The sequence below is a fragment of the Enterococcus spodopteracolus genome (genome assembly GCF_030441955.1).
Lineage (GTDB): Bacteria > Bacillota > Bacilli > Lactobacillales > Enterococcaceae > Enterococcus_B > Enterococcus_B spodopteracolus.
Window position 1 is genome coordinate 69,583 of record NZ_JARJHD010000003.1, and the last position, 26,121, is coordinate 95,703.

Sequence of the window (26,121 nt, forward strand, 5' to 3'; positions counted from 1 at the left end):
ATCTTATCATTTATTTCTCTGATGCAATCGTCACAAACTTCACTTCGACATATTCCTCTACCCCAAAAGTTCCGTTCTCACGGCCAAATCCTGAATGTTTGACTCCCCCAAATGGCGTCGCAGAATTTGAAATGGCCGTGTCATTGACGCCTACCATGCCATATTGCAATTTATTGCTTACATTGTTGATCGTATGGATATTTGTCGCAAAGAAATACGATGCTAAACCAAAAATCGTATCATTGGCATCTTTGATTACTTGTTCTTCGTCTTCAAACGTAATGATTGGAATCACTGGTCCAAATGTTTCATTGTAGAAAATATCCATTTCCTTTTTCACGCCATCTAATACTGTCGGTTCAAAGAAGAAGCCATTTGCATATTCTCCGTCCGTTAGACGATGACCGCCAGCCAAAATTTCTGCTCCTTTAGCTACTGCATCTTCTAGTTGTTCTTCAACTTTTTTTACGCCTTCTTCATTGATCAATGGCCCCGTAGTTGGATCGTCTAATCCATTTCCAACAGTCACTTCTCTGATTTTTTCCACAATCAATTTTGTTGCTTGTTCTTTGATTTCTTTATGGATAAAAATTCGATTTGGTGACGTACATACTTGTCCATTGTTGATAAATTTCGTTTTGATCAATGTATCGACTGCTAATTCTACATCAGCATCTGGAAAAATAATAAATGGCGCATGTCCACCTAGCTCCATGGATACTTTTTTCAAGGTAGGTGCTGCTTGTTCATTTAGAATTTGTCCGACTTCTGTTGAGCCTGTGAATGTGATTTTTTGAATATCATCCGATTCAGATAAAATCTTCCCGATTGTGGAGGAATCACCCATGACGATATTTACGACACCATCTGGAAAGCCAGCTTTGTGGAATAGTTCCATCAGCGCAAGTGCTGATAAAGGTGTTGATTTTGCTGGTTTTAAAATAACCGTACATCCTGCGGCGATTGCTGGTGAGATTTTACGAATGATCATGTTAGAAGGAAAATTCCATGGTGTGATGGCACCGACGACACCGATTGGTTGTTTACGTGCTTGCCATTGTTTCCCTTCAGGTGAAGGAATGATTTCTCCCATGATCCGTTGACCTTGCGCTGCATTCCAGCGAAGGTTCTCGACATTTGTTTGGATTTCTGCAGTTGCTTGAGCGAGCGGTTTCCCTTGTTCCATCGTCATGATTTTTGCTAAACGTTCACTGTCTTCTTCTACAAGATCAGCCATTTTATTCATTAATTTTGCTCGTTCGCTTGGTGCTGTTCTTGACCAATCCACGAATGCCTTATTGGCAGCTTTGATTGCTTCTTTTGTCTCTTTTTCGCCACCTTGTTGAACGCTTGCTAATGTTTCCCCAGTTGCTGGATTGACGACATCAAGTGTTCCTTCAGAGCCTTCAAGCCATTTGCCATTAATATAAAGATGAGTTTCTACTTGCGGTAAATCATATTTCCCCATAGTTTTCCTCCTCTATTCTTAATTACATAACAACCGTAACACTAATAAAGTCAAAGCTCAAACCATCTGTTTAGCGTGAATCTATCCCACTCAGACCTACATCTTCAATTTTTTCGTTCTTTTGAAGAATAAATTGATCGTTCATTCAAAACCTTTATTACAATGAAATAGAGTATCACTATAATTTTATCCTACGACTAAAGGAGTGTTTTTATGGGACTATTTGATGGCTTGATGGGAAATGCTACCCAAAAAGATACAACCAATATCACAAGAGAAGTTCAAGAAATCCTGATTCCAATGGAACAGGTAGAGTTAGCGTTCAAATTAGTACGTGATTTGATTATTTTTACCGACCGTCGGATGATTATCGTCGATAAACAAGGAATGACCGGTAAAAAAAGCGAATATAAATCGATCCCTTACCGTTCGATTTCACGTTTTTCGATTGAAACAAGTGGGCATTTTGATTTAGATGCCGAATTGAAAATTTGGATCTCTAGCGCAGAATTGCCCGCTGAATCGTTACAATTTAGAAAAGATAAGAATATCATCGCCGTACAACAGGCACTTGCAGCAGCTGTTTTATCTTAAACTTACAATCATCACAAAGAACCTCCATATCCAAAACTTGAATAAATTTGGGTGTGGAGGCTGATTTTTCATTGTTGACGACTTATGCAAAACTCTTCCTAAAGATTTAAAATTTTATAGTACACGGCCTTCATTTTTTTGATGATTCGCTCTTTTTTCTTTAAAATCCATTTTGTCTGGTTTAAATTTCTTCATATTTTTCTCTTTGATTTTATTGATTTCTGTAAAAGAACGTTGTTTGATATCCTCGATTTTTTGTCTTCTTTTCTCTTTTAACTTTTCTAGATCTTTTTCTCTCATCACGCTCTCCTTTCTTTTGAAGAAGTTTGATTTCTAAGATTCACTGTAACCATACAAACCTAGAAAGTAGTATCAATCGAATAGGATGGTGGGACGTTCAAGTATCTTCTATTCATATTCTAGATTTTTGAAAATTTATCGCTCTTTATTTTTTTCGCTTTGCCCAATAGTCTGAGAATCACCACTGTGTAATACTTCTTTACTTCTATCGACTTCATTTAATGCTTGCTCTTTAACTGATGCTAATTTACGTTCTTTTCTTTCTCTAAGCCCTTCCAATGTTTCGTGTGCCATCGTAATTCCCTCCTTTAGTAATTATTCTATTGGATAAATGTCGAAAAAATGAACGAATTTTTTTTTGAAAATAAAAAAAGTATTTCCTCCACACTATAAAGAGAAAAATTACTGTTGGATAGTCGCTTGTAAACATTAATAAAATGAAATAATATTACTCTTTACAAATAAAAAAAGTACTAAAAACTACATATATCCACTTAATCACGCAAATACACTCAGCTTATCATCTTGTTTGTTGGTAACGGATCCGTCCACAAAAAAGCCTTCAGAGAAGCCCAATTCTCTGAAGGCCAGGTATCACTCAAGTCTTTGTCATTTGTTACCTATTGATTTTATCATGTTATATCTAAGATAGGCGTACAACTATTTCTGACTTTTGCAATGAATGTTGCAGTAAGAATAAAGATGATTTATTTTGCCAAACGATAGATAGCATCTGCATAAATCGCTGTAGCACGGAACAAGTCATCTAGACTCATAAATTCATTTGCTTGGTGCATTGTATCAGTGTAGCCTGGGAACATTGCGCCATACGCAACACCGCGTTTTAATAAGCGTCCGTATGTCCCACCACCGATGATTTGTTCGTAGCCTTTTTCGCCGGTATGATCTTCGTAGACTTGTAATAATGTTTCGACCAACGGATCATCCATTGGTACATAATGTGGTTCCATTACACGGGCACCACGAGTAACTGATGCACCTTCGTCTGCTACTGTTTTGTTCAGTTTACTTTCTAGTTCATCTGTGGTTGTGCCTTTAGGAAAACGGAAGTTCATGTTGATATAGTTATCGTCTTCTGAACCATTTTCTTTAAACGCAAACAATCCAGCATTCATTGTTAGTTTACCCATTTTTTCATCTTCGTGGGCAACGCCTAATTTCTCACCATAAAAGTCTTCATGGACGTAAGTAGCTACCACATGGATGAATTGTTTAGCTGCACCAATAAATTCATAATCATCGAGGAAGCTCGCTAAGAAAGAGCCGGCATTGATCCCAGATTGTGGGCTTGCGCCATGTGCCCCTTTTCCGACTACGTTGAGCGTAACAAATGTATGCTCTGCTTCGATCGAACCGTTGATTGGGTTTGCTTCAATAAATTCATAGAATGCCTTTTCTAAAGCAACTGCTGCATCTGCGCTTGGTACTTCAATTTTTGCAGTCGCTGTTCCTGGCACCATGTTTTCACGTAAACCTGACGTAAATGATTTCAATACATAGTCACCGGCATTATCGCCTTTAAAACGGAATGCGAAAGAAACATTACCTTTTTCTCCGTTGATGATCGGGAATTCCGCATCTGGTGAGAAACCGAAATCAGGTTCTTCTTCATGTTCAAAGTAGTAAGCCATATCTGCCCAACCACTTTCTTCGTCACTACCTACGACAAAGCGAACTTTTTTCGATAATTCTAAATCTAGATCTTTGATGATTTTCATCGCATAGTAGGCAGCCATACTTGGTCCTTTGTCATCACTTGACCCACGAGCAAAGATTTTTCCGTCTTTGATCACTGGTTCGTAAGGATCAGTATCCCAACCATCGCCAGCAGGCACCACATCCATATGCCCAAAGATTCCTAAGGTTTCGTCTCCTTCACCTAGATCGATGTGTCCTGCGTAATTGTCCACGTTTTTTACAACGAAGCCATCACGTTCACCATAAGCAAGCATGTGTTTCAATGCGTCACGAGGCCCAGGTCCAAATGGTGCATCTGAAGTTGCTTGTGAATCATCACGTTCACTACTTACGCGTAAAAGATTTTTTAAGTCTTCAAGCAAGTCTTCTTTACGTGCTTCGACTTCTTTTTGCCAATTGATTGTCATAAAGTTACTCCTCCACTCATTCAGTCTACGAGTTCATCATAACATAAATCAGACAAATTGTTTAAAAAATCAGACAACAGATAAACGAAACAGTTTTTTCTCTAAATATTATGGGCTATAATGAAATAAAGGAGGTTTTCTCATGGAATTAAATGAACGATTACTCCAACAAGTCATTACTCCTCGTTCTGTGAAATCCCATAAAGGTACGTATGGAAAAGTCGTACTGATTGGCGGAAATGAACAGTTTGGCGGTGCGATCATCATGAGCGCTTTAGCAGCTGTCCATAGTGGGGCTGGCTTGACAACTGTTGTAACAGATCCTAATAATCATGTGGCCGTCCATAGTCATTTACCAGAGGCAATGGTGGGGGATTGGACAAACAAAGAAACATGGCATTCGGCTTTTGAAGAGGCCGATGTCTTACTGATTGGTCCGGGATTAGGAACTAACCAACAAAGCCTTGAACTTCTGCAATTTGTCGTGACAAATCAAACAGAAAAACAATGGTTAGTCATTGATGGTTCTGCCCTGACACTACTTGCTACGCATTCACTGGAGCTTCCCTACCCAGAGCATACCGTTCTCACACCCCATCAAATAGAATGGCAACGCGTCAGTGGATTGCATTTAGATGAGCAATCTGAAGAGAATAATCAGCAGAAGCAACAAGCATTAGGGGCATCTCTTGTTTTAAAAAGTCATCAAACAACGATCTATGGGCAAAATGGCATCTATTACAATACAGCAGGTTCACCAGCTATGGCAACAGGTGGTATGGGCGATACGTTAGCTGGCATGATTGCTGGTTTTTTAGCTCAGTTTCCCAAAAATGACCAAACGATCAGTGCTGCTGTCTATTTGCATAGCTTTATCGGCGACCAATTAGCAAAAGAGCAGTATGTCGTTTTACCGACTCAAATCAGTCAGTACATCCCAAAATGGATGCATTATTTTAGTCAATGATAAGAAGGAGCATAACAATGGAAAAATATACTGGCTACCTTAGAGAGCCTTTTTATTATGAAACCGATCAAATGGGTATCATTCACCACAGCAACTATATCCGCTGGTTCGAAGAAGCACGTGTTGCGTTGTTAGAACACTTGGATTTTAGTTACAAGAAAATAGAAGAACAAGGCATCATCATCCCTGTACTAGGTGTAAGTTGCGAATACAAAGAGATGATCCGTTATGGGGACAAAATTTTGATCCAACCGATTATTGAAAGTTACACAGGCACACGCTTGAATTTCCGTTATGAGATTTACGACACAGACGATCAGCGTTTACGGACGACCGGTACAAGCCAGCACTGTTTCTTACTGGCAGAAAATCAACGTTTAGTCAAACTAAGCCGTTTCAACCCTAGCTTGGATAGTCTGTTTAAAACTTATGCAAACATCGACGCAGCCCCTGATTCTGCAACAGAAAGAAAAGAAAAGAAAAAATAAGTGTTTATTCTTGCCTTTTAACCCCCGATTTGTATAATGGAAAGAAAAAAAGCAGGTGATTATGATGTATGTCGTGAAAGTACTACACGGTTATATTGATAAAACTGGCTGTCGCACACGTGAAAAAAACCCGGAAAACTTGCTTGTCTTCAAAGACAAAAAAGAATCAGAAACCTTTGCCAATCAAATCGGTGGTCGTGTCAAACAACTACAGGAAGTTCGCCCAGATTGACTGTTGCTTTCGTGAAAGGATGAGATGTTCGCACTATGGATATGTATTGAAAAGAGTCGACAAACCAATTGTTTGCGGCTCTATTTTTGTGTTTCCGTTCGCTGTTCATATTGCTTCCTCCCTTATTCTGTTCCCAGTAAAGGATATGCTATACTGGATATAACTTTTTGAAAGGGGTGTTCTATGGGGAACAATTTGCAACAACAAGCATACGAAGCCATCAGACAACAAATCATCTATTCTGAATTAGCTCCAGGGAGTAAGATTTCCGACAGAATCTTAGAAGAACAACTAACGATTGGACGCACGCCGATTCGAGAAGCATTGATCCAACTTAGAAATCAGGAATTGATCAAAACAATTCCTCAATCCGGTACATATATCTCAAAAATCGACATACGTTCCGCAGACTTGGCACGTTACATGCGAGAAAAATTAGAACAACCAATTTTACAAGAGTGCAGTGCTAAAATGAACGATACCGCTCAGCAACGTTTGGAGATGATTTTAGAACAGACGGATCAAGCCATCTTGGCACAAGACAAAAAAACCTTTTTTCTTTTGGATAAAGCCTTTCACCAAATGTGTTACAAAGTCGCGGGGAAAGAAGAAATATGGCCTTGGCTTGAAAGCTATAGCACTCACTTAGATCGTTTCCGTTGGTTGCGTTTGACGATTTCTGAATTAGATTGGGGCCGTGTATTAGATGAACATCAAATCTTATTGAGAGCCATGAAAGAACACGCACTTGATGAAGTGGGCTTTCTTTGTAACCTTCACCTCCATATGATCATTGAGGAACAAGAACAAGTGATCCTTCATTATCCGAATTATTTTGAAGCATCCTCTGAAGGATGATTCAAAAGAGGCGGAACGCTCCGCAATTTTTAGGAACGTTTGCGCCTTCTTTTGCCTTATTCAAATAGATTTACAATGACTGAACAAGTCGCTCACAGAGTAGGGGATCATACGGCCAAATCATAGCGACTTCTAACACATATGGTGAAAATCCTACGTTATTCAACTTCTCCGAAAAGCTCATCGCTGCAATCTCACTCAATGTTCGGATCTTAGACTGATGACGATACCCAAAAAATCGCCATAGTTCTACAGTTTTCTGTTGGGTATACAATGTAGGATCGCATGTTTCAAGATGATGATATAATTCATGAGCTAAAATCAAAGAAGCCACTTGTTCCAGTGGGAGAGCAGTGATCTTTTCCTGTTCAAACTTCTGGATTGGTTCTGTCATTAAACAGATCCCCGTTGTTTCATCGTAAGTGGCGAGTGTCAAACGATCATCCCGCCATGCTGTTTCTCCATAGGAGATAGCGACATTTAATGTACGACAAAGCGCATGAATATTTTTTGTACGGTACTTTCGATAAATCACTTCTGCTAACCTTTCTCCACATTGTCTCGCCAGTTCTCCCCACGCTCGTTGCTCAGAAAGTGAGAGTTTCCCTACTAAAATCTCTCGTTTAAATTGATAATCACACCACTGTTGATCAGAAATCGTCATTAATTCTAAAATCAACTCATCTAGTTTACTTTTGCTTGATATTTCCCGCAATCACGATCACTTCTTCCGCTGGATCCAACATCGCGATTTCTAACTCCATCAAGAGTTGTAGTTGTTCAAATTCTGTCGCTGAAAAATCTGCGACACGCGCGCCGATACATAGATAAAATTCCGGTCGAGCAATCAGCTCAGTCTGATAGACCGCAAGTTCTTCCCATAATTGTTGGACAGCGGAGAGATACTGTTCAGCTGTAGTTTTCAGACATTTTGCATACCCTCTTTGAACTTTGATGAATCCTTTTTGGTTGATGATCCGTAATGCGCCGATTGAATGTTCTGGACTATTTTCCCCAACCACATAGAAGTAGTCAGTATTCGCTAATAAACGAACATCTTTGAGAGACATCCGTAAATCTTCTGCAGCTAATGTCAACGCCTCTGTTTCACTGATCTGCTTTGTTAAATCAGTCGCTTTGACTTCCGTTGAACCTGTAGCAATTGCCGTCACTTTCGACGTCTGTGGATCAATTTCAACATGGACTTCTATCGATTCTGGTGTAGCGCCAGATTCGATTGCTTTATTCATCGCTTCATTTTTCAATCCTCGAATCTCTTCTTTACTTGGAGAAGGAATGATCCGTTCTACCACATCTCTCACCATCGCTAATGCCACACCGATAGATGAGATCACTTCCGCATTTTCTGGTATTGAATACTTAACACCCATGTTCTGACTAAAATAAGTAATCAAGGACGCTGCTCCACCTCCTACCCCAACCAAGGAGATTTGCTCTTTTTCCAATTGATATTTTTCTGCCAGTTCCAAAATCACTGGTTCGATTTTGGCATAAGCTTTTGCCATGATTTGCTCAGCGATATCTTCCACAGAAGTCTGACAATAAGCTGCTAAAGCTTCTATGGCTTTTCTTGCGGCTTGTGGATCACCATAAGAAAAGTGTTCTTCTTGGACAAGCCCAAGAACATTTGCTGCACATGTATTGGTAATAGTGACCTCTTTTCCGTCTGCCAAAATCACTTTGACATAATCAGCCGGATCTCCCTCAATGGGTGAGAAAAAAACGATTTTCGGTTGATCGATTTTTTCAATCGGTGTGAATACAGCATAATCCAATCCAGCAATATGGGCTGAACGTGGTCCCACGTCAAGGATCCCTGTGCGATCTGCCCGAACCATTGAACCACCAGCCACACCTAAGACACGAACATCTAACGATGAAATATAGGTCGCATGACCGCCGACCACTGAGTAATCGATGGCTGGGCGCCCATTTCTAATAACACCAATATTTGTCGTTGTCCCTCCGACTTCAAAATACACACCATTCGAGGCACGTAAATACATCAAAGAACCCATGACAGAGGCAGCTGGACCTGAAAGCATCGTTAATACTGGTCGCTTCTTCATTTCAGCAATTTCCATTACACCACCATCACCACGCATAATCATCAAAGAAACATTGACACCGGCAGCTCGAACGGAACGTTCAGTTAATGTCGCTGTTTCTAACATTTTAGGCAAAATCGAGGCATTGATCGCTGCCGTTCGTGTGCGTCTCGTCAAACCATAAAGCTTTGTGATTTCAGAAGCCATCGTTGTTGGTATCCCTTGTTCCGAAGCAAGTGAATAGATGACTTGTTCTGGTTCACTATTATCTACGCCAAAAGCCATGGAAGAAACTAAAACTTCCGCCTGTTCTTTTTTAAGTGTAGCAATCGTCTCTAACACTCGTTCATTTGTCAATTGTTTGATTGGCAAGAACACATTTGCAATGTCTATTTTTCGATTATTCCCTAAATCAATCGGTGCTAATCGAGTTTGTCTTTTTGCCAAAAAACCTTCGAACCCTCCCTTAGCCATTCCGATCACTCCTACTTTTGCCACATCTCCTTCAATCAAGGCATTCGTTGCTTGAGTTGTAGAATGCGCGACAAAAACAACATCCTCGGGGCTGATCTGATTTTCTTGCAAACAATTTTGGAACGATTGTACGACCCCTGCAGCTACACCCTCTGGATGGTGATGCGTTGTTTTAACAGATGATTTACCGATGATTTCATGTGTCGCATTGTCGATTGCGACTGCTTTTGTATGGGTACCGCCTACATCAATGCCCATTCTTACTGCACGTTTCATTTTGCATCCTCCAAATTTTTTACTTGCTATATCTATCGAAAATTACCATAAAGGATCAACGTCAAGATACAGACGATCACACCGATCGCCCACCCTGTCGGAATCGATTTTTTCATGAATTCACGAGAGGAAACCTTTGTATACCCTAATCCCCATGCGATCCAGGATTGCGTGATATCTAAATGCTGTGGCGCAATGGTCGTCGTCGCAAATAGCGGAAATAAGAAGGCCACGGGCATTGTCGGATTAACTGCTAAAACGACTGCCAAAATCGCTGATCCCGAACCGACTAGACTCAACGGACCACGGAAAAAACCTAGAGGCGTCAACCATGCAAAGGCAATTGCCAACACAACAGGTGTCTGGGGAATAAAGTCTCCCAAAATCGCAGAGAAATAAGAAGAAGCATATACCGCCGAATTATTGAACATTGCTAAAGTCATCAAAAAGCCAACCATCGGTGCTACATCTGTTGCTCCATCTGTAAATAATTTTGCGAATTGTCGGCAGATATCCTTGTATCCACCACGTAATTTCCCAGTAAACAGCAACGCCCAGATCCCTGCCAACATGAAACCAAGAATAATCGGAATTTCTAATAACACTACTCCCAACACAGGGATAACGACTGTCAACCAAGAAATCATTGGCGCTTCCCCACCTTCTCGCGGAAGTTCAGCTGCCATTGCATAGCGTTTCTTTGGGTTCATTGATATATTAGCTACAAGTAGAACGATCACTAAACTTACGATCATGCCAATCATTCCGATTTGAAAGTAATCATTGTATGTATAATTTTCAGCCGCAGCATTAAACCCTGCATAGATCGTTTGGTATTGCTTGAAATTGACAATATTTGCAAAGATCCCTGCCATAATCGAACCCATGAATGCAAATAGAGCAACAGGTGCAGCAATTCCTAACGACATCAAAATCGGTAAAACGATCACCGCAATTGAAATCACTGGGCCAATCCCAGTCATCGACATAAAAATAATTGACGTTACAAGACATAAAAGGCTCATCGTGATCCGCGGTTTATCACCGCCAAGCTCTACGACTTTTCGAATCAATGTAGCTGCTATCCCACTATCTACCAATACTCGTCCAAAAAAAGCACCAAAAAATACATTCACTAAAATCGATTTCGCATATTCCGCTGGACCAGTAGCATATACATGGGTCAACACATCAATGACTGACTGTCCTTCCATTGCGGCATTCGGTGAGAAAAAATTACCAATCAGCGCCAATCCCATCCAAATTGTCGCCATGATCGCTAAACCAACCATCAAATTAAGTCCTTTGACACAATACCAAACCATAAAAAAGAACGACAAAATCAACAACATGCCAATAATCATTTCGCTCATAGACTCACTCCATTCTATTTCATCTCACTGATATATCAGTTGATTCATTCTACCTTACAGAGAAATCGCTTTCATTAAATGTTAACGACAGAATAAGTACATATGATTAAAAAAGATTCATTACGAGCTACTGAAATGTCTTTTCAAAAAACATTTCAGTCAGATAACTATATACACAGATTCATTATCTAAGATAAAAAATGAGCTATGGTCACCTTTCTTTTCAAAAAAATATCATGCACTTTATCTATTTGGTTATTTCAATTTATTTGTACATAACAGAAATTTTATTGAAGTTTGATAGATATAAAAAAACACATCTAAGCAAGCTTAGATGTATTTTGCTTCGAATCTTATATTTATCTTGAAACGGTCACTCCTTGTTCATTTGAAGCGATGTTTACCGCATCCATGATCTGACCGTTTTTGGATAGCACAATAATGTTGACACCTGTTTTATTTCTTGATACCTCGACGCCGTCGATTTTAATTCTAGAAAATTGTTGCTCCTCATAAGGCGTAAAACTAGAAAGCATTGAGATGTTCTTATCAGTAAGTTTTTGATTAACTTCATTATAATTTTCATTTTGCGAAAGAATAGGAGTCTGATTCTCTTGACGAATACCAGTAAAATTCCAATTATGAGTAAACTTCTGTAAATCAAGATCCGGTAAAAGTTTTGCTATTTTCACTGCTAAAGCTTCACTCATTTGTTGGGACTTACCTGAACCAGCAATCAGAACTGTATAATCTGAGTCTTCTAATTCTTTTAGATATTCCTGATAATCCCAAATATTCATCAACGTTGGATCACCATTTTTATAAATCGAATTCCAAGCATTTTTAGAAACCAATCGAATCGTCTCTAAGCCAAAATATTTAGCATTTGAACGGTTGATCTGAGAGTCTATGTTCGCTCCAACGTGTGACAGTGCGCTAGAATATGCTGGATAGGGCATCCCTTCATTTGCATTGAAATCAGCGAGCAAAGGATTTAGATTCCCTTGCTTTTTCTGGTTCTCTACATACCTATATTGTTCGTTGATATCACGATAAGACTGAACGATCCCTTGCACACCTAAGACAAAGGAAAATAAAAATTGAACAATGAGAATTGAGCTGATCACACTATAAAAATTTCCAGCTATTGTCTTCGTTAATTTATTTGGCCATTCGATTAACATCGCAATAATAATATACAATGCGCCACCAAAGAATGACCGCCCCCAGTTAAGTCCAGTTGGCGAAAGAGATAACACATAGATAGTTGCTAGTCCGGCAAGAATATATAAATATGAAAGTCGGAACCAGTTTTTATGATGGTTAAAAATAATACCTAATGCAATTAAAATAGCCGCTAAAACAAATAATTGCAAACTGTTTTCATAAAGAGTTCGTGTAATCCCAAAAACACCAGTATATAACTTACGAGCAAATGACCATGTACTACGGTCAAAGTACGTAGCTCGTATCGCATTCCCAGGAGCCGCAACCATCATTAATAATCCAAAGATTGCTCCACCTAAACCTGAAAGCAACCATACCTTGATCGGTCTTTTCTCTTTATAGATAAAATAGATATATCCTAAAACAACAAGAATCGCTCCACCAGATGTATTTTCATTACACCATCCGGCAAGTATCCCTAAAACTGTCATAATAATAATTTGCAATGGTTGACTGAATGGTAGTTCTCGACCTTTTGTATAATAGCGGTGATACATAGAAAGGAAACTAATAATGATGATGCCACCCCATAGATAATTCGAAGCTCCAGTCTCCCATAAGATCGTTTGTCCGAAAGTTGGGACAAATAGCCAAATCAACAAATTGATTATTAAATATTTAAACACATAAAAATTCTCATTATCTTTAGTTGATATTTTATAGATCAAAATGGTTAGTAAAACATAAATCAATGGATTCATAAAATTGAATACGATTTTTGGCATCAATAAAAATAAACGCGCAATGATATGGACCACTGACCGACCTGTCCAATTCATATATTGCATATATTCGTCATGGAGAATAGTTGAAAAACTGGTTGTTTTGTACATGTATTCAATATCATCTGCAATCAATGGCGTTAAAAAATTCAAGATGACCATGACTACGTAAACAGAAACTATCACAATCATCTTTTTATGCTTACAGATACTATCGATTATTCGATTCATTTTGTTCTTCCCTTCCAACAGTTATTTAAGTGATTACTTATGGATATTATTATAACATTATTACAAGATTTCAAATCATTGGATGCCCTCAAATCAAATTATACTATTCATCATTTTTTTATATTGATATCAAAATCCTTTTATACCTTTAAATAAAAATGTAATTTACCATGAAAGTAATATTTATTGACAATAAAGAAAATTTACGAGGAATCAACAGGAACAAATCTACGCGAATCTTTTTACTTGATTCTACAAGGAATTTATCAAAACCACTGGATTATTCAAGATAAATCCTAATTAAAATTTAGTATTAAAATCAAATCATACAATAATGAAGATCCCACAGCTGAAAAAAAGAAAAGTCTTTTACTATTTGATAGATACAAGGAGAGTACAAATATGTTAGGACAATTTCCGAAACAAAATAAAAAACCCACACAATAAAGGTGGGTTTTACGCTAGTTGCTTATTTAGCTAAAGCGTCTTTTGCTTGGTCAGCTAATGCAGTAAATGCTGCTGCATCATGGACAGCCAAGTCAGCTAACATTTTGCGGTTGATGTCGATTTCAGCTAATTTCAAACCGTGCATCAATTTTGAGTAGCTTAAGCCATTCATACGAGCCGCTGCGTTGATACGAGCGATCCACAATTTGCGGAAGTCGCGTTTCTTTTGACGACGATCGCGATATGCGTAGTTGTATGAATTCATTACTTGTTCTTTTGCTGTTTTAAATAAAGTGTGTTTTGAACCGTAGTAACCTTTTGCTAATTTCAGCATTTTTTTGCGACGTTTACGAGTTACTGTTCCACCTTTTACACGTGCCATGTATAATTCCTCCTAATAAAAATAAATCTTTAAATTTCAGTTATTTTACGTTCTTATTTCATTTTTGCTAGTTGTTGACGAATACGTTTGAAATCGCCACTAGAAACCATGCGCGCTTTACGTAATTGACGGCGTTGTTTTTTAGTTTTGCCGTGGAAACGGTGACTTGTAAACGCACGGAAGCGTTTCAATCCGCCTTTACCAGTACGTTTGAAACGTTTTGCTGATCCGCGGTGTGTTTTTTGTTTTGGCATGACTATATTTCCTCCTCAAAATCTTTCGTTATCCGACTATTGACTGTCCAACAATCAGTTAGTCATTCAAATTACTTACTGTCGTTTTTCGGTGCCAGCGTCAAGAACATGCTGCGTCCGTCCATTTTCGCTTTTTGTTCCACTGTTGCAATATCAGCAGTTTCTTCAGCTAAGCGATCCAAGACTTTTTGACCAATTTCTTTGTGGGTAATGGCACGGCCTTTGAAACGGATAGAAGCTTTCACTTTATCGCCTTTCTCTAAGAACTTACGTGCATTACGAAGTTTTGTATTGAAGTCATTCAAATCAATTGTTGGACTTAAACGAACTTCTTTTACATTGATCACTTTTTGTTTTTTACGCGCTTCGCGGTCTTTCTTTTGTTGCTCGAAACGGTATTTTCCGTAGTCCATGATTCGCGCTACTGGTGGTTTCGCACCTGGAGCAACTAACACAAGATCCAAGTTTGATTGTTCTGCAATTTGCAATGCTTCTGCTTTTGACTTAACTCCTAATTGCTCACCATCTGAACCGATCAATCGTAATTCACGTGCACGAATGCCGTCGTTAACCATCATATCCTTTGCTATGGTCATTCACCTCCAAATATTATGAGAGAAAGAAAAGCTTACCGAATGAACGGCAATAAAAAAACGAGTTCTTTTGATAGAACCCGCACGTACTCCACCTATACTACATATAGATGAAAACTATCTAGCCCAGTGACTGTATCAACTAAGGCGAGAAGCGGGTGCTTCTGCTTTTATTTCTCAACTTAATTATCATACCAAATCCATTTCTTTTTGTCAATCATTTTTCCACTTTTTTCTATTTGCTCATAGCAGTGATTCATCTCATGCAACTCAGCAATTGGACATTTTTGTTGCTCTGCTTCTCACCAATCGAATACGTGCCTCCTTTGCTACTACCTCATTTACGTTTTATATCGTTTTATATCGTTTTGTTTCTTTCGTTTTAAAAGAATAAAAATAAAATCTGATCAAATCATTCATTTCTTCATTCCAAAAAAGTTGCTGAAAACCTTAAAAACAACGTTACAGCACATCTTATTTTCTATGTTCCTACTATGTTTTCACCTGCACATCGTTATAAACTAATTCGTAACTCTTCTTTTTTTAACCTTAATTTCAGATAACACTAATTACGAAACTCATCTTTTGATATACGTTGCCTAAATCTTATTTACATAAAAATAGAGAGAATTGCTTGAGATATTTATTTAACAACCTCGAAATTCTTGTATCTAAATTAACGAGATTCTAAATCGTTTTTTTCGATAATTAGGTGAAACACGCCTAACATAATCTAAGAGCAAAAAATTGCTGGTTGCATCCATAAAAAGAGATTAAAACAACCAACGAAAAGGTATATATGTGAATAACCATGAAAAAACAACTATGAATGATCAGCTAAGCTACCTCATTTAGAAAAAAATTGTTTGTTATTTTTTATATACAGAATAAAAAAACAAATAATCAATAAAAAACACAACAAAAACATCTCTAAAAGCAATATTTATTCATATTTCCAATAATTATTTTCCAATTTGGTGTCAAGTCCCAAATTTACCTAATATCTGGTATAAACAGATTATTCAATAGTAAAATTCTCTGATAGTATTACATAAAGATAACAACGAAGCACATCGAACGAGTCATACTCATCGACCTTATTAGTTATCTAAATTATCATTTTATCTATGGAGGGAAACATGAAAAAACAAATTTTAGCAACAGTTCTATGCTCTAGCATTTTAGTAGGAGTAGGTTTATCTATTGGAGGACAAGACACTTCAGCTCACGGTTATGTACAATCACCGATCAGTCGTTCATACCAAGGAAGCCGCGATCGCTCAATCAATCATGATGCAGCATTAGCAAAATACGGTCCTGTGATTTATGAACCACAATCTTTAGAAGCGCCAAAAGGATTTCCATCAGCAGGTCCTGCTGACGGACAAATCGCTTCTGCAGGCGGTGCTGTTGGAAACAACTTCAACTTGGACCGTCAAACTGCGACAATGTGGACAAAACAAGACTTAAACACAGGTCCTAACACATTCACTTGGCGCTATACCGCAACTCACCCTACAACTAAATGGCATTACTACATCACAAAAGCTGATTGGAATCCAAATGATCAATTAAATCGTAGCGATTTTGAATTGTTAACAACGATCAACCATGGTGGCGCTCAAGCTGCAACCAACCCATCACACTCAGTGAATATTCCTAGCGACCGTCTTGGTTACCATGTTGTTTTAGCTGTTTGGGATGTCCACGATACAGCAATGGCATTCTATCAAGTAATCGACGTAAACTTGAAAGGTGACTCGGTAATTCCAGTAGCACCTACAGCACCACGTAATGTTCGTGCAACTGACGTGACTTCTTCAACTGTTCAATTGACTTGGGATGGACAAGCAAATGCTTCATCATTCAACGTTTACCGTGACGGTCAATTATTAGGAAATACAGCTTCACCAGATTTCAGCGATCAAAACTTAACTGCGGAAACTACATACACATACGAAATCGAGGCAGTAGGCCAAACAGGATTAGTTTCTGAAAGAACATCTTTATCTGTAACAACTTTATCTGAAACGGCAGAAGAAAAACCGACTGCACCTAGAAACTTACATTCAATGGGTCAAACAAGCTCAAGCGTTTCATTGATGTGGGGAGCTTCAACACACTCGAAAGGAATCAAACAGTATGATATCTTCCGTAATGGCGAGTTGATTGGTTCAACTGCTGAAACTGTTTTTGAAGTAGAAGGTCTAACTCCTGAAACGCAATACTCATTTGTCATTCGCGCAATCAGCAATGAAGGCGATGTTTCAGATGCAAGTAACACATTAACAATCACAACTGATCGCGATGAAAACGGTGGCGGTGAAGTCGTTACTGGACGTCAATGGACAGTAGGAAGCTTCTTCTCACCTGTGTCTTATACAGCCGGTGAAGAAGTTGTACACAACGGTGTGACTTACATTACTTGGCAGTCTCACTTGAACTACGGTGATACAAACTGGGCACCAGGAATTGCTCACTCATTATTCTATCCTAAATAAATCACTCACTCCCCTTTGTTCGACTAAACAGCGATTGAAATAAGCAAGAGGCAATCACTCATTTGTGGTTGCCTCTTTTTTGTGATTTTTTATTTGGACAATTCAAAGTTCCATTTAAGTCAGAACATTTTTTTATACGCTGATTTCTTCGCGGATCTCCGTTAGTTTTTCTTCAATCATTTGTAACACTTGCACTCTAGCTGCTTCATCTTCCACAAAGTTCAAGCAGTCCCCGTCGATTTGAAGCTTAGGACTTTCACTATAAGCTTCATACCATTCATCATAACGGCGATTCAATTCTTGATAATACTCATAGAGACTAGGATCAAAAGAAAGTTGCTCATATGCCCGTCCTCTTTTTTCGATCCGTTCTAACATGGTTGAAAAAGATACGCGAATATGAACCAATAGATCGGGATGTTTTTTCGATGCCGCATAGGGCAATTCTTCCATCATGTTCGCCAATAATTCATCGTAGACTTGGACTTCTGTTGCTGTCGCTCGACCAAGATCTGCATTTAAATGAAATAATAATGAATCTTCATAGATCGAACGATCTAACACATTGTTATCCTCTTGCATCGCTTGCTTGATGCTTGCAAATCGCTTATTCAAAAAATAAATTTGCAATAAAAACGCATATTGTTCAGGGTTTGCATAAAACAAAGGCAATACTTCGTTGTCATCGATTGATTCGTAAAATGCCTGACTCTTAAAATGGTCAGCAATCATTTTTGTTAAGCTTGATTTCCCTGCTCCTATCGTTCCTGCTAAAACAATCACACTCATTTCCCTCCAGCTCACTTCTCCCACTAAATACAGTGTTTTTTTCTCATATTTCTAAATATAACCCCAATATCTTGTGGTGTCAAACGAAATCAACAAGATTCTTTCCTATGAAAAATCAAAATTTTATTAAGAAAATCACGTTTTTTATCGAGAAATCGTATTCTTTATTTTACTTCTTGACTGGTTTTAGTAAAATAAAGAAGGACTGTTTTTTTGGACAAACATTGCGCACATAGTAATAGGCGCTTTATTTTTTGTTAAAAAGCTACTCTTAGAGGAAAAGAAGGAGTTGTATTATGGCAATTCATGGCCAAGGGGAATCGAGTGGAAAACTGATTTTAATGGGTGAGCATGCTGTCGTTTACGGCGAGCCTGCCATTGCCTTTCCGTTTTATGCAACAAAAGTAACAGCTACACTTGAAGCACTCCAATCATTCAATAAAGATCAACTTATTTCTTCCTACTATATAGGAAATTTACATGATGCACCACATGCGTTGAATAATATCAAACAGCTGATTGCTGGTCTGAAAACTCACTACCATGTGCAAGACACCTTGCGTTTAACGATTGAAAGCACCATCCCTGCAGAACGTGGGATGGGTTCCAGTGCAGCCGTAGCCACTGCGATCACACGAGCTTTTTATTCCGCCTATGAGTTGCCATTATCACGAGAACAATTATTGGCACATGTGCAAGTTTCTGAAAAAATCGCACATGGAAACCCCAGTGGAATCGATGCTGCCGCAACAAGTGGATTCGAACCGATTTATTTTACAAAAGGCCATCCTTTTGATTATTTTGCGTTGAATGTCGATGCTTTCTTGATTGTCGCTGATACGGGAATCAAAGGACAAACACGTGCAGCGGTGAAAGATGTCGCACACCTTTTTGAGAAAGATGCGCAGAAAACTGGACAAAAAATCCAACAACTAGGATACTTGACGAAACAAGCTAAAAAAGCAATTATCGACAATTCACCAGAAAAACTAGCTGAAGCAATGAATGATGCCCAGCGCATTCTAAAAAGTTTGACGATCAGTAATGACTTTTTAGATACTCTGATCGCTACCGCACTTGCTGCTGGCGCTTTAGGTGCAAAATTGACCGGTGGCGGACGTGGTGGATGTATGATTGCCTTAGCACAAACAAAAACAGAAGCTCAAGAAATCAGCCACGCACTAATACAAGCAGGCGCAGCTGAAACTTGGATTCAAGGATTAGGAGTACATACCTATGCTTAGTAGTAAAGCCCGTGCTTATACAAATATCGCCTTGATCAAATATTGGGGCAAAAAAAATGAAGAATTGATTCTTCCGATGAACAACAGTTTATCTCTCACACTCGATGCTTTCTATACAGAAACCGAAGTGATTTTTTCAGATTCGTTCACAGATGATCTGTTTTATTTAGATCATGAATTACAAACAGAAGCAGCCACCAAAAAAATCAGTCACTTCCTTGATCTTGTACGCATACAAGCGAATACCAACAAACGCGCAAAAGTGATCAGCCATAACTTTGTTCCAACAGCCGCAGGGTTAGCTTCCTCTGCAAGCGGTCTAGCTGCGTTAGCTGGCGCCTGTAATGAAGCCCTAGGACTCGAATTGGATAAACAAGCCTTGTCCAGATTGGCTCGTCGCGGCTCTGGCTCTGCTTGTCGTAGTATTTTTGGTGGCTTCGTGGAATGGGAAAAAGGGCATGATGACCAAACTTCATATGCGCAACAAATCTCTTCTAATGGATTTGAAGACGAACTCGCCATGGTATTTGTATTGATCAATGATCAACAAAAAGATGTATCTAGTCGTGATGGGATGCGTCGAACAGTGGAAACTTCGCATTTTTATCAAGGGTGGCTTGATTCAGTCGAAACAGATCTACGGGAGCTGAAACAAGCAATCGCTGAAAAATCGTTCCAAAGAATGGGTGAAATCATGGAGCGAAATGGGTTAAAAATGCACGGCACCACGTTAGCGGCTAATCCACCCTTCACCTACTGGTCTCCGGATAGTCTGAAGGCGATGCAAGCAGTTCGTGAACTACGTGCTTCAGGAATCCCTTGCTATTTCACCATGGATGCGGGGCCAAATGTCAAAGTGTTAGTTGAAAAGAAAAATCAAACGGCAGTTCAAGAAAAATTCATTGAATTATTTAGCCGTCAGCAAGTGATTCTTGCTCATGCTGGGCAAGGAATCACGATTATTGAATAAAGGGAGATTGTTATGGTTGAAGTATCTGCACCTGGAAAACTTTATATCGCTGGAGAATACGCAGTTGTCGAAACGGGGCATCCTGCAATTATCGTGGCAGTCGATCAATTCGTCACAGTAACAGTAGAAGCTGCTCGGAAAGTAGGGAGTATCCAATCTGCACAATATAGCGAGATGCCTGTGCGTTGGACAAGACGAAAAGGCGAACTCGTTCTAGATATCCGTGAAAACCCGTTCCATTATATCCTTGCTGCTATACGTTTAACTGAGAAATATGCACAGGAAAAAAATATTCTTCTTTCATTTTATGATTTGAAGGTAACCAGTGAATTAGATAGCTCAAATGGCAGAAAGTATGGACTAGGTTCTAGTGGCGCAGTAGCGGTAGCGACTGTTCGAGCATTGAACCAATTTTACGCACTGCATTTATCTCAGCTTGAGATATTTAAAATTGCAGCTTTAGCTAATCTAGCTGTCCAAGACAATGGTTCTTGTGGCGATATTGCGGCTAGCTGTTATAGTGGTTGGATCGCCTTCTCCACTTTTGACCACCAATGGCTCAAAGAACAAGAATCAAGTAAAACGATCAGTGAATTATTAGCGCTCGATTGGCCTGGTTTATCTATTGAATCCTTACACACTCCGGAAGATCTCCGTTTATTGATTGGTTGGACTGGTAGTCCTGCCTCTACTTCCGACTTAGTGGACCAAGTACATCGCTCTCGTGAAGATAAAATGGCGGCGTATCAACAATTCCTTGAAGATAGTACGCTTTGCGTCAACACGATGATCAAAGGTTTTAAAGAAAACGACGTGGCTTTGATCCAAGAAATGATTCGTAAAAATCGTGAATTATTGCGTGATCTGTCTGCCATCACTGGCGTGTTGATTGAAACACCGGCATTAAATAAACTATGTTGTTTAGCTGAACAATTCGAAGGCGCGGCGAAATCTTCTGGCGCTGGGGGTGGGGATTGTGGCATCGTGATCGTCGACCAAAAATCAGGTATCCTTCCATTAATGAGTGCTTGGGAAGAAGCTGAGATCACCCCGCTTCCATTACATGTCTACCATCAACAGAAAGAGGCCAAATTATGAATCGAAAAGATGAACATGTATCATTAGCCAAAGCATTTCACAACAAACAGCTAAATGAATTTGACTTCGTTCGACTTGTCCATCGGCCACTTCCACAAAGCAAGGTTGATGAAGTGTCTTTGCAGACTGAAGTTGCAGGTTTTACTCTTTCTAGTCCTTTCTATATCAATGCCATGACTGGCGGTAGCGAAAAAACAAAAAAGATCAATCATGACCTTGCACAGATTGCTAAAAGTGCTGGATTGATGGTTGCTACCGGTTCTGTCAGTGCTGCCTTGAAAGATCCTTCCTTGTCAGATTCTTATACGGTGATGCGCGATGTCTATCCCGAAGGGAAGATTTTAGCGAATGTTGGTGCTGGCACCTCCGTCTCACGTGCCCAAGAAGCCGTACAGCTCTTCCAAGCGGATGCGTTACAGATCCATTTAAATGCACCACAAGAATTAGTCATGCCTGAAGGAGATCGCGATTTTTCGCAATGGAAAGAACTGATTACAGAAATCCAACAAACCCTTGATGTACCAGTAATCGTAAAAGAAGTGGGCTTTGGGATGACAAGGGAGACCATCATTGAATTATCTGAACTAGGTATCAAGACGATTGATATCAGCGGGCGTAGCGGTACGAGCTTCACACAAATCGAAAATGCTCGCCGTAAAAAACGTGAATTGGCGTATTTGACGGATTGGGGGCAATCCACTGTGTCCTCCTTACTTGAAGCAAATGAAGCAAATACAGCTGCCGAAATCATCGCTTCGGGTGGCATACGAAATGCTTATGATATCTTTAAAGCGTTGTGCCTTGGTGCGAATGCTGTAGGGATTTCCGGAACAATCTTGACGCACTACATGACACACGGGATCGAGGAGACGATTGCTCTTATGGCACAGTGGCAAGAAGAACTACGAATGCTCTATGCCATGGTCGGTGCAACAAAAACAAGTGATTTAACAAAACAATCCTTGATTTTGTCTGGCCCTGTCAAAGAATGGTGTGAAGCCAGAGACATCCCAATATCAAAATATGGTCGACGCAAATAAAAATGACGAGTGCATCGTATGCACTCGCCATTTTTTGTTTATTATGGTTGTTTTCCAATATAAGCTAAGATACCGCCATCTACATACAAGATATGTCCGTTAACAAAATCAGAGGCACGTGATGCTAGGAAGACAGATGGGCCAGCTAAGTCGATCGGGGCGCCCCAACGAGCGGCTGGTGTACGCCCAACGATAAATTGGTCAAATGGATGACGCTCCCCGTTTCCTTGTGTTTCTCTTAAAGGTGCTGTTTGCGGAGTCGCAATGTAACCTGGTCCGATCCCATTACATTGGATGTTGTATTGTCCATATTCTGAAGCAATGTTTTTCGTCAACATTTTCAATCCGCCTTTAGCAGCAGCATAGGCACTTACTGTCTCACGGCCAAGCTCACTCATCATTGAACAAATATTGATGATTTTCCCGCCACCTTTTTCAATCATATCAGGGATAACTGCTTTCGACATGATAAACGGTGCATTTAGGTCCACGTCGATAACTTGACGGAAATCTGCCGCATCCATTTCGATCATCGGTGTCCGTTTGATGATTCCTGCATTGTTGACCAAAATATCGATTGGACCAACTTCTGATTTGATTTGTTTGACCATTGCTTGTACTGCTGACTCATCCGTCACGTCACAAACATAGCCTTTTGCTTCGATGCCAATTTCTTTGTAGTTGGCAATTCCTTCATCTACTGATTCCTGAGTTAAATTATTGAAGACGATCGTTGCTCCAGCTTCTGCTAATGAGCGAGCGATCTCAAAACCGATTCCGTATACCGCACCGGTGATTAAAGCGACTTTATTGTCTAAGCGAAACATATCCATCTTGAATGACATTTTTATCTTCCTTTCTTATTTCAATTGATCCATTGCTACCATGTCCATATCTGTGTACGTGATATTTTCACCGCACATTGCCCAGATAAAGGAATAGTTACTTGTACCAACACCTGAGTGGATCGACCAACTCGGTGAAATCACGGCTTGTTCATTATCTACAACTAAATGTTTTGTTTCATCTGGTTTACCCATCATATGGAACACCCGAGTATCTTCATTTGCATAATCAAAATAAACATAAGCTTCCATCCGGCGTTCATGTGTATGACAAGGCATCGTGTTCCAAGAACTACCCGGTTCTAAAATGGTATAACCCATCTGCAATTGACAGCTTTCACATACGTTTGGATGGATATATTGGTAGATTTTACGCTCATTCAATGTGACACCTTCGCCGGTTTCCATTGGCTTCACTTGATCGATGCTGATTTTTACATTTGGATATTTATGATGTGCTGGCACAGAACTAATATAAAATTTTGCAGGATTTTCTGGATCTACAGAGGAAAAGACTACATGCTCCGTTTCTTTACCGATGTAATAGCCATCTTGTTTCTTCATTTCTTCTTTTTCGCCATCGATTTCAATCAATCCAGGTCCGCCAATGTTGATAACACCAAGCTCGCGACGTTCTAAGAAATAAGTAACACCTAGTTCTTTATCTAGTTTGATTTCTAATGGACTAGTGGTTGGTGTTACGCCGCCGAAGATCATACGATCATTGTGTGTATAAGTAAGACTGATTTTTCCTGGAACAAATACTTTCTCTACTAAAAATTCATTTCTCAATTGTTCTGTTGAATAATGACGAATATCCTCTGGGCTATGTGTATAACGTGTTTCCATTTCTTGCATGTTGATAGATTCTCCTTTATCGAATGATTTTTCCAGAATCGCTAGTAATAAAACTAGCAACTTCTGCTTGATTGAATTGATTGCAATCTCCATGGATCGTGTGTTTCAACACAGAGGCTGCTGTCGCAAAATCAATGATTGTTTGTGGTTGCATCTCTGCTAAAATTCCATGAAGCAATCCTCCAGCAAATGCATCTCCTCCACCCACACGATCAACGATCGAAGTGATTTGGTGAACTGGTGATTCAAAATATTGACCATTCATCCATAAGGTACCTTGTAGATCATTTTCACTTGCTGAATGCACCGTACGTTTGGTTGAGTAAAACGTTTGGATGTTGGGAAATCTTTCTTGCATTTTTTCGTAATAATAGATAAGTGGATTTACTGTCGTTTCAGGTGCTTTTGCTATCCCTAACAAATAAAGCGCATCCATCTCACCCGCTGAACAAATATCCACGAGTGGTAATAATTGTTCTAACACTTTACCCGCTTCTTGTTGTGTCCACAGCTTGCCCCGATAATTGATATCAAAACTGATTTGACAGCCTGCTTGTTTGGCTGCTTCCATAAGTTCTTTTGTCAGCCATCGCCAATTTTCTGTTAATGCCGGCGTGATTCCTGAAACATGGAAGAGATCGACTCCCTTGAAACAGTCCTCTAATGACCATTCCAAGCCATCCATCACCGCGAAACTGGAACCGGCACGATCATAAATGACTGAAGCCGCACGTTCGCCGATGCCTGTTTCCATATAATATGTGCCGAGCCGAGGGCCGCCTTTTAGCAGTAGACGAGTATCTACTCCATAGCTTCGTAAATGTTTTTCGACTGCCAGACCCAGTGAATGTTCTGGGACTTTTGACATGAACGAAACCGTATGTCCATAATTGGCTAATGAGATCGCGACATTCGCTTCCCCACCGCCATAATGCGCGCAAAAATGATCACTGTCTTGTAACCGATATCCTTGTTGTGTCGATAAACGTAACATGATTTCTCCAAGTGTCACTACTCTTCCCATCAGCGGTTACCTCGTAATTTCTTTCATTTTTGCCGCATATTTTTGTGCGACTTTTGTCACTTCCTCAAAATCTCCATGAGCTGCTGGTGCCAACAAGTTCCCACCAATACCAACAGTGATCACGCCTGCCTCAAACCATTCTTGCATGTTTTCTAAACTGACCCCACCAGTAGGCATGATATTGACATGGGGCATCGGCGCTTTGAATGCAGAGATGATACTTGGACCGAAAGCACTTCCAGGAAATAGTTTGACGATGTCTACGCCACTTTTTAGCGCTGTTTTGATTTCATCGATCGTCATACATCCTGGCAAATAAGGGATTTGGTATAAATTGCATAGTTCTGCGGTTTCCTGATCAAAACAGGGGCTGACGATATACTCAGCACCTGCTAAAATCGCTAAACGCGCAGTAATAGCATCCAACACGGTCCCTGCACCGATTACCACATCCTGTTGGTCTTTGTAGGTTTCTACTAGTTCTTTGATTACTCGATCTGCTTGTGGCACGGTAAAGGTCAATTCAATGCCTGTTAGTCCGCCTTTGATAATCGCGTGACAAGCATTCAGCGCTTCTTCATTTGTTGCTCCTCGTACGACTGCAATAACTCCCGCTTGTTTCAAACGAGATAAGATATCCATTTTTTTCATCTTCCCACCCATTTCTCATT

The 26,121-nt window shown here is 39.6% G+C and carries 26 protein-coding genes and 1 other annotated feature; of the genes, 10 read left to right on the forward strand and 16 right to left on the reverse strand.

What is annotated here, in order from left to right; translation table 11 throughout:
- Positions 1-10: 10 nt before the first annotated feature.
- Positions 11-1,468, reverse strand: coding sequence for an NAD-dependent succinate-semialdehyde dehydrogenase (locus P3R27_RS05380; protein ID WP_301357293.1), 1,458 nt, complete (start codon positions 1,466-1,468; stop codon positions 11-13).
- A 213-nt stretch (positions 1,469-1,681) separates the two neighbouring features.
- Between P3R27_RS05380 and P3R27_RS05385 the strand changes: the two genes are divergently transcribed.
- Complete coding sequence (locus P3R27_RS05385) at positions 1,682-2,062, forward strand: PH domain-containing protein (RefSeq protein ID WP_010736533.1); 381 nt, start codon at positions 1,682-1,684, stop codon at positions 2,060-2,062.
- A 114-nt stretch (positions 2,063-2,176) separates the two neighbouring features.
- Here the strand turns inward: P3R27_RS05385 and P3R27_RS05390 are convergent, their stop codons facing one another.
- From P3R27_RS05390 to pepV, 3 genes are all read right to left on the reverse strand, one after another.
- A complete protein-coding gene (locus tag P3R27_RS05390) occupies positions 2,177-2,362 on the reverse strand; it encodes a hypothetical protein (protein WP_034689148.1) in 186 nt (61 codons plus the stop codon).
- Between the two features lie 135 nt (positions 2,363-2,497).
- Positions 2,498-2,656: a hypothetical protein gene (locus P3R27_RS05395; RefSeq protein WP_164546235.1), complete on the reverse strand. Its 159-nt coding sequence runs from the start codon at positions 2,654-2,656 to the stop codon at positions 2,498-2,500.
- Positions 2,657-3,069: 413 nt separating this feature from the next.
- Complete coding sequence (pepV, locus tag P3R27_RS05400) at positions 3,070-4,488, reverse strand: dipeptidase PepV (protein WP_301357270.1); 1,419 nt, start codon at positions 4,486-4,488, stop codon at positions 3,070-3,072.
- Between the two features lie 142 nt (positions 4,489-4,630).
- Between pepV and P3R27_RS05405 the strand changes: the two genes are divergently transcribed.
- The 4 genes from P3R27_RS05405 (at position 4,631) to P3R27_RS05420 (ending at position 7,033) form a co-directional block, all read left to right on the forward strand.
- A complete protein-coding gene (locus P3R27_RS05405) occupies positions 4,631-5,455 on the forward strand; it encodes an NAD(P)H-hydrate dehydratase (protein WP_301357269.1) in 825 nt (274 codons plus the stop codon).
- Positions 5,456-5,472: 17 nt separating this feature from the next.
- Positions 5,473-5,943: an acyl-CoA thioesterase gene (locus P3R27_RS05410; protein ID WP_301357268.1), complete on the forward strand. Its 471-nt coding sequence runs from the start codon at positions 5,473-5,475 to the stop codon at positions 5,941-5,943.
- 64 nt (positions 5,944-6,007) lie between these two features.
- Complete coding sequence (locus P3R27_RS05415; RefSeq protein WP_019723404.1) at positions 6,008-6,175, forward strand: hypothetical protein; 168 nt, start codon at positions 6,008-6,010, stop codon at positions 6,173-6,175.
- Positions 6,176-6,358: 183 nt separating this feature from the next.
- The gene (locus P3R27_RS05420; RefSeq protein WP_034689156.1) at positions 6,359-7,033 is read left to right on the forward strand and encodes a GntR family transcriptional regulator; all 675 of its coding nucleotides are present in this window, start codon (positions 6,359-6,361) and stop codon (positions 7,031-7,033) included.
- Positions 7,034-7,103: 70 nt separating this feature from the next.
- Here the strand turns inward: P3R27_RS05420 and P3R27_RS05425 are convergent, their stop codons facing one another.
- From P3R27_RS05425 to infC, 7 genes are all read right to left on the reverse strand, one after another.
- Positions 7,104-7,748, reverse strand: a complete 645-nt coding sequence (locus tag P3R27_RS05425) for a hypothetical protein (RefSeq protein WP_301357266.1) — start codon at positions 7,746-7,748, stop codon at positions 7,104-7,106.
- Positions 7,723-9,852 (reverse strand): hydantoinase/oxoprolinase family protein, encoded by a 2,130-nt coding sequence (locus tag P3R27_RS05430; protein ID WP_034689161.1) that lies wholly within the window; start codon positions 9,850-9,852, stop codon positions 7,723-7,725. The genes P3R27_RS05425 and P3R27_RS05430 overlap by 26 nt, the downstream gene beginning before the upstream one ends.
- A 32-nt stretch (positions 9,853-9,884) precedes the next feature.
- A complete protein-coding gene (locus tag P3R27_RS05435) occupies positions 9,885-11,225 on the reverse strand; it encodes a hypothetical protein (protein ID WP_034689163.1) in 1,341 nt (446 codons plus the stop codon).
- A 359-nt stretch (positions 11,226-11,584) separates the two neighbouring features.
- Entirely contained in the window at positions 11,585-13,405 is a 1,821-nt protein-coding gene (locus P3R27_RS05440) for a DUF3329 domain-containing protein (protein ID WP_301357265.1), read from the reverse strand.
- 469 nt (positions 13,406-13,874) lie between these two features.
- Positions 13,875-14,234 carry a 50S ribosomal protein L20 gene (gene rplT / locus P3R27_RS05445; RefSeq protein WP_019723984.1) on the reverse strand — a complete coding sequence of 120 codons (360 nt, stop codon included), beginning with the start codon at positions 14,232-14,234 and terminating at the stop codon, positions 13,875-13,877.
- A gap of 53 nt (positions 14,235-14,287) precedes the next feature.
- Complete coding sequence (gene rpmI / locus P3R27_RS05450; protein WP_010736566.1) at positions 14,288-14,488, reverse strand: 50S ribosomal protein L35; 201 nt, start codon at positions 14,486-14,488, stop codon at positions 14,288-14,290.
- A gap of 71 nt (positions 14,489-14,559) precedes the next feature.
- Positions 14,560-15,084, reverse strand: a complete 525-nt coding sequence (gene infC, locus P3R27_RS05455; RefSeq protein ID WP_010736567.1) for a translation initiation factor IF-3 — start codon at positions 15,082-15,084, stop codon at positions 14,560-14,562.
- A gap of 43 nt (positions 15,085-15,127) precedes the next feature.
- Positions 15,128-15,257: a sequence feature (ribosomal protein L20 leader region), on the reverse strand.
- Positions 15,258-16,220: 963 nt separating this feature from the next.
- Between infC and P3R27_RS05460 the strand changes: the two genes are divergently transcribed.
- Positions 16,221-17,582, forward strand: a complete 1,362-nt coding sequence (locus P3R27_RS05460; RefSeq protein WP_301355128.1) for a lytic polysaccharide monooxygenase — start codon at positions 16,221-16,223, stop codon at positions 17,580-17,582.
- 132 nt (positions 17,583-17,714) lie between these two features.
- Here P3R27_RS05460 and P3R27_RS05465 read toward each other — a convergent pair whose 3' ends face one another.
- On the reverse strand, positions 17,715-18,371 hold the full coding sequence (locus P3R27_RS05465; protein ID WP_034689169.1) for a deoxynucleoside kinase: 657 nt from the start codon (positions 18,369-18,371) through the stop codon (positions 17,715-17,717).
- 296 nt (positions 18,372-18,667) lie between these two features.
- Here P3R27_RS05465 and mvk point away from each other — a divergent pair, with 296 nt between their 5' ends.
- The 4 genes from mvk to fni are packed head-to-tail and all read left to right on the forward strand — an operon-like array spanning position 18,668 to position 22,723.
- Positions 18,668-19,615 (forward strand): mevalonate kinase, encoded by a 948-nt coding sequence (mvk, locus tag P3R27_RS05470; RefSeq protein ID WP_284592240.1) that lies wholly within the window; start codon positions 18,668-18,670, stop codon positions 19,613-19,615.
- Positions 19,608-20,585 (forward strand): diphosphomevalonate decarboxylase, encoded by a 978-nt coding sequence (gene mvaD / locus P3R27_RS05475; protein WP_034689174.1) that lies wholly within the window; start codon positions 19,608-19,610, stop codon positions 20,583-20,585. Before mvk ends, mvaD begins: the two co-directional genes overlap by 8 nt.
- Positions 20,586-20,597: 12 nt before the next feature.
- Positions 20,598-21,683 carry a phosphomevalonate kinase gene (locus tag P3R27_RS05480; protein WP_034689176.1) on the forward strand — a complete coding sequence of 362 codons (1,086 nt, stop codon included), beginning with the start codon at positions 20,598-20,600 and terminating at the stop codon, positions 21,681-21,683.
- Positions 21,680-22,723: a type 2 isopentenyl-diphosphate Delta-isomerase gene (fni, locus tag P3R27_RS05485; RefSeq protein WP_034689178.1), complete on the forward strand. Its 1,044-nt coding sequence runs from the start codon at positions 21,680-21,682 to the stop codon at positions 22,721-22,723. The genes P3R27_RS05480 and fni overlap by 4 nt, the downstream gene beginning before the upstream one ends.
- A gap of 41 nt (positions 22,724-22,764) precedes the next feature.
- Here fni and P3R27_RS05490 read toward each other — a convergent pair whose 3' ends face one another.
- The 4 genes from P3R27_RS05490 to P3R27_RS05505 are packed head-to-tail and all read right to left on the reverse strand — an operon-like array spanning position 22,765 to position 26,101.
- Complete coding sequence (locus tag P3R27_RS05490) at positions 22,765-23,568, reverse strand: gluconate 5-dehydrogenase (protein WP_034689180.1); 804 nt, start codon at positions 23,566-23,568, stop codon at positions 22,765-22,767.
- A 15-nt stretch (positions 23,569-23,583) separates the two neighbouring features.
- Positions 23,584-24,426 carry a 5-dehydro-4-deoxy-D-glucuronate isomerase gene (gene kduI / locus P3R27_RS05495; protein WP_034689182.1) on the reverse strand — a complete coding sequence of 281 codons (843 nt, stop codon included), beginning with the start codon at positions 24,424-24,426 and terminating at the stop codon, positions 23,584-23,586.
- Positions 24,427-24,442: 16 nt separating this feature from the next.
- Positions 24,443-25,450 (reverse strand): sugar kinase, encoded by a 1,008-nt coding sequence (locus P3R27_RS05500; RefSeq protein WP_034689184.1) that lies wholly within the window; start codon positions 25,448-25,450, stop codon positions 24,443-24,445.
- 6 nt (positions 25,451-25,456) lie between these two features.
- A complete protein-coding gene (locus tag P3R27_RS05505; protein ID WP_034689186.1) occupies positions 25,457-26,101 on the reverse strand; it encodes a bifunctional 4-hydroxy-2-oxoglutarate aldolase/2-dehydro-3-deoxy-phosphogluconate aldolase in 645 nt (214 codons plus the stop codon).
- Positions 26,102-26,121: the final 20 nt, after the last annotated feature.